The organism is Microseira sp. BLCC-F43 (assembly GCF_041929235.1).
Lineage (GTDB): Bacteria > Cyanobacteriota > Cyanobacteriia > Cyanobacteriales > Aerosakkonemataceae > Microseira.
Window position 1 is genome coordinate 1 of sequence record NZ_JBHFNP010000355.1, and the last position, 4,304, is coordinate 4,304.

The following is a 4,304-nucleotide window of genomic DNA, read 5'->3' on the forward strand; positions in this document are numbered from 1 at the left end:
GCCAACAATAAAGGGATAAGTATCAGTGAAATAATTGAACAGTTGGCACGAATGATTGACGCTGATTAAAATCAGCGAGTCGTCGTTCCTCCACGCAATAAATTGACGTGGCTCCCCGACTCCCGATTTTCTTTAGGTGGATGCAGGCAATGGGAGAATTTCGCGGCGAGGAAGAAAGGGCGGCGCCACCGGCGGGATATTTAACGGTAGCGGGGATAGAGTCCAGTCTGCAATACCTGTCCTCTTCCTATCCCTCAATCTGCCAACTGATCCAGCTACCGGAGCAAACCTGGGAAAAACGGACGAGCAGAGCAATTAAAATTGCCAACGGATCGGATGGCAATCGTCCGGGTATTTTGCTGATAGCAGGTGTTCATGCTCGCGAGTTGGTCAACCCCGACTTGCTATTATCCTTTGCCTTGAAGTTGTGTCAGGCATACAAAGCGGGGACAGGACTCCAGTTTGGCAACAAATCCTACGATGCCTCTACGATTCAAGAGATTGTCAACAAATTGGATCTGTTTATCTTTCCCCTGGTCAACCCGGACGGACGGGCCTTCGTGCAGTCTCCCACGGGAGATCCCATGTGGCGCAAGAACCGCAATCCTAACCCAGGTCAGTCCCGGCTAGGAGTTGACCTCAATCGCAACTTCGATTTTCTCTGGTCAAGTGGAATTGGGACTAGCTCAAATCCGCGTGACGATATTTTCAAGGGCAATGAAGCGTTCTCAGAACCAGAAATCCGAAATGTTCGCTATTTGCTGGATACCTATAAAAATATCACCACGATGCTAGATATCCATTCCTATTCGGAGTTGGTAATGTATCCGTGGGGAGACGACGAAAACCAGACAAGCAATCCCATAATGAACTTTTACAACCCTGTCTACGATGGCTTACGTGGAGAGGTTGGAGATGCCGACTATAAAGAATACATTCCTCTAGCGGACTTGCAGTGGTTTACAACAACCTGCAATCGCGTCAGAGATGGGATCAAAACTGTCAGAGGTAGAGTCTACAAGGTTCAACCAAGTGTGGGACTCTATCCCACCACAGCTACTTCGGATGATTACGCTTACAGCCGTCACTTTATTGATGCTAGCAAGCACAAAGTTCTAGCAGGGGTGATCGAAACAGGAAAAGAATTCCAACCTCCCTATGCTGAAGCGTTGAAGATCGTAGCCGAAATTTCCGCTGGGTTGATTGAATTCTGTCTCGCTTCCATAACCGTTGTGGAAGCTACACAAGAGGTTGTTTTGGAAAGAGCATAGACGAAGAGTAGGATTGCGATCGCATTGAAGAAATTGATTTCAGAACAGATGCGATCGCATCTCTTGTATGGTGCGTTATCAGCGGTGTACGGCACCATTTTGGCAACTAATCAACGCGATCGCACGCCCCTATATATGTGATCGCGCTTAAATTATTGCCCAGTTAAGTCGAATACGATCGTAAACTCAGCGTGGGGAATCAATCGCCGCAACGCGATCAGATGCCCTTCGGCATCGCTACGGTTGCGAAGTCGGGCGACGGTAATGCGCTGCATGTTAGGCAATTGGCGGACAATTGCCCACGGGAAACGAGACGCTTTTGCAGCGCCGTTGCAACTATGAGTCATAGTCAAAATCCTCAGTAACAGATTCGCATCCGTCAGTAGTGCATAAATTCTGCTGACGGGTTAACTATGCAATGAGACACTGAAGAAAGGGCTGACTGTAATAGTTTGCCCCCTTTTTTGTGTCCTTCAACTAGCAGTTTATTGCCAGTCACACCTTTTGTCAAGCAGTAAACTGCTAGCAATCTATTGCCGCCATGAAGTCAAACGAGCAACCCACTTTGAAATCTCTGCGAGAAAGAGCCAATCTAACCCAGCCGGAGTTAAGTCGCCGAATGAATGTAGGAATTCGGATTATCGGTGATTGGGAGAGAGGAGAATCGATTCCTCGGTTTGATCGCGCCGTCGCTTTAGCCCGCGAGTTGGGAGTGTCCCTCAAAGTGCTGGCAAAAACGATGGGAATAGATGCAGCGGATTTAGTCAACGATACCCCAGAAGAGCGATCATCGCCATCTGATGATGAAGCTAACCCATGACTAATGACTCAAAAGCATGTCAGAAAGCCAAAATCAAAGAGAACCGACGTTAAAAGAACTTAGAGAAAGCTTGAAGCTGTCTCAGGAAGATTTAGGGCGACGGATAAATCTGAGTTATCGAACGATCGCAGAATGGGAGGGAGGGCGAAAAGTGCCGCGTTTCGACAATGCGATCGCATTAGCACGAGAGCTAGGTGTTTCGCTGAAAGTACTAGCAAATCGATCGGACTAGAGGTAGAAGGTTTAATAGATGATGCGCCAAAAGAGCGATCGCAACCTAAAGATGACCCATGAAATCCCAAGAACAACCTACTTTGAAATCACTGCGATAAAGAGCCAATCTAACGCGATCGCAACCCCCTGATATTATGTCCGTCAGCCGGGACACGGCACGATAAACGTTATCTGTGTCGGAGATATCTATGATGCCGTGTCCCGGCTGCCGATTATGGGTAATTGACCGGACATAATATTAGCAATTAGCAACTTGGATTAACTAATGAGTAAAATCAGTTTCGCAATAAGCACAGAGGATATCGATACAATTAGCGATCGCTCCCAAATGAGCTATCTCATATCCATGAGTATTCTGAGTGGGAAAACTCAAACAAGCGGCGCGGGATACGTGACCGAATTTCATCGCAATCGAAGCGTCGCTACCAAAACCGCTAATAGTTGCTAGTTGTACGGGAATGTTATTTTCCCCTGCTACTCGCCGCAGTTGTTTGTTTAGCGTTTCATCGTAAATTCCGTATCCATCCTGGGATAAAAGTACGGGTGCTTCCCCATCTTCTATGGGATATTCCTCAGAAAGGGGACAAATTTCGAGGGCAATTAAGGCATCTAAGCGCTGATTGTTGGTAAAGTAAAGCGCCCCAATGGCGCCGACTTCTTCTTTTGCCGATGCTACTAAATAGATATCCACCGCAGGTTGTTTTACTCGTTCGGCGACGGCTAATAAAATTGCAACGGAGGCTTTATTATCAAGCGTATAACTGGCAATGTAATCTTTTAATCGCAAAGGTCGCTTGCGATGTTTACCGATTACCATGCGGGTTCCGGGTCGAATTCCAGCGGTTTCTAGTTCTTCTTTGGTGCATTTAGTTTCTACCCAGGCGTCTTCCCAGGTGAGGGGTTTATCTTCTTGTTGTGCTTTTTGGGGTGATTCGTGGGAGACGTGGCGGGAACCAAAAGAAAGAATACCGCTGATGGTTTCGTTATCTCCCAATAAGTCTACAACGCCCTCGCCGTAAACCCAGGGAAATGCACCGCCTAACCTGCGGACTTCTACCCGTCCTCGGTTGCCGATGGTCTTGACAATGGCGCCAATTTCATCTTTGTGGGCGGTGATAGCGATCGCTCTGGTAGAATCTTTGCCTGGTAGGTGTGCGATCGCATTTCCCGCTGCATCTAACCAAGCTTTTATTCCCAAAGCTTCAAATCGACCCATCAACCATCGATCGATTTGAACCTCGTCGCCGCTGGGAGAATGGTGTAGCACTAATTCTTCAATTGTATTAAACAAGTCGTCGTAGTTTAGGGAAGACATATGATTAAGCAAATTTAGCAATTAGCCATACACAATGTTTAAGTTTTCATCCTTGATACTGTTTTGTCAAGGTTTTGCCACTTAGGGCTAAATGTGTAAATTATTCTAGCCGTAAGAGTAGAGTAAATAAATCGCCTTGGATTGCACTTGCAAGACTGTTGATAGAACTTACGCAACTGGCATATTTTTTCTCTCCGGGTGCGTGACGCTGCGAGAATATTTGAACCTAGTAATGAGACTTTTGACTCGCCTTGTCTTCTCACTTTCTATCTAGAGGGTGAGGAGAGAAGGTCTATTTTTAATCGTAGGTGTGTATGCTTTTTTTTTACCCTTTCTTTAGGAGTAATTTGAATACGGCGAAAGGAATAAACCGGATTGCAAACGAGTGAGGTACAGCCACTAGGAAAGCCTTAAGGGTTCGTTTGTGTAGCGGCAGCAAAAATGGCAGCCGCTACACAAATAAAGCGGTACTTTCTAGGGCATATATGGTAGATGGTGCGTTACGCTTTTGCTAACGCACCCTACATTCCTACATTCCTACATTCCTGCAATCTGGTGATGGTAGATGGTGCGTTACGCTTTCGCTAACGCACCCTACATTCCTACATTCCTGCAATCTGGTGATGGTAGATGGTGCGTTACGCTTTCGCTAACGCACCCTACA

General features: G+C 46.6%; 5 protein-coding genes. 3 read left to right on the forward strand and 2 right to left on the reverse strand.

Annotated features, from left to right (window positions below):
* Positions 1 to 107 precede the first annotated feature (107 nt).
* A complete protein-coding gene (locus ACE1CM_RS47050) occupies positions 108 to 1,271 on the forward strand; it encodes a M14 family metallopeptidase (RefSeq protein WP_374886532.1) in 1,164 nt (387 codons plus the stop codon).
* A 152-nt stretch (positions 1,272 to 1,423) separates the two neighbouring features.
* On the opposite strand, the gene ACE1CM_RS47055 is transcribed toward ACE1CM_RS47050, so the two are convergent.
* The gene (locus ACE1CM_RS47055; RefSeq protein WP_374886533.1) at positions 1,424 to 1,618 is read right to left on the reverse strand and encodes a hypothetical protein; all 195 of its coding nucleotides are present in this window, start codon (positions 1,616 to 1,618) and stop codon (positions 1,424 to 1,426) included.
* Between the two features lie 194 nt (positions 1,619 to 1,812).
* Between ACE1CM_RS47055 and ACE1CM_RS47060 the strand changes: the two genes are divergently transcribed.
* Together ACE1CM_RS47060 and ACE1CM_RS47065 are read left to right on the forward strand one after the other, a co-directional pair.
* Positions 1,813 to 2,091 (forward strand): helix-turn-helix domain-containing protein, encoded by a 279-nt coding sequence (locus ACE1CM_RS47060; protein ID WP_374886534.1) that lies wholly within the window; start codon positions 1,813 to 1,815, stop codon positions 2,089 to 2,091.
* A gap of 16 nt (positions 2,092 to 2,107) precedes the next feature.
* Positions 2,108 to 2,323 carry a helix-turn-helix transcriptional regulator gene (locus ACE1CM_RS47065; protein WP_374886535.1) on the forward strand — a complete coding sequence of 72 codons (216 nt, stop codon included), beginning with the start codon at positions 2,108 to 2,110 and terminating at the stop codon, positions 2,321 to 2,323.
* A gap of 264 nt (positions 2,324 to 2,587) precedes the next feature.
* Here the strand turns inward: ACE1CM_RS47065 and ACE1CM_RS47070 are convergent, their stop codons facing one another.
* Entirely contained in the window at positions 2,588 to 3,640 is a 1,053-nt protein-coding gene (locus ACE1CM_RS47070) for a M42 family metallopeptidase (RefSeq protein WP_374886536.1), read from the reverse strand.
* Between the last annotated feature and the right edge of the window lie 664 nt (positions 3,641 to 4,304).

Bases quoted from the DNA above. Each gene is read 5' to 3' on its own strand.
- ACE1CM_RS47055 (WP_374886533.1), bottom strand. From the start codon at position 1,618: ATGACTCATAGTTGCAACGGCGCTGCAAAAGCGTCTCGTTTCCCGTGG.
- ACE1CM_RS47070 (WP_374886536.1), bottom strand. From the start codon at position 3,640: ATGTCTTCCCTAAACTACGACGACTTGTTTAATACAATTGAAGAATTA.
- ACE1CM_RS47060 (WP_374886534.1), top strand. From the start codon at position 1,813: ATGAAGTCAAACGAGCAACCCACTTTGAAATCTCTGCGAGAAAGAGCC.
- ACE1CM_RS47065 (WP_374886535.1), top strand. From the start codon at position 2,108: ATGTCAGAAAGCCAAAATCAAAGAGAACCGACGTTAAAAGAACTTAGA.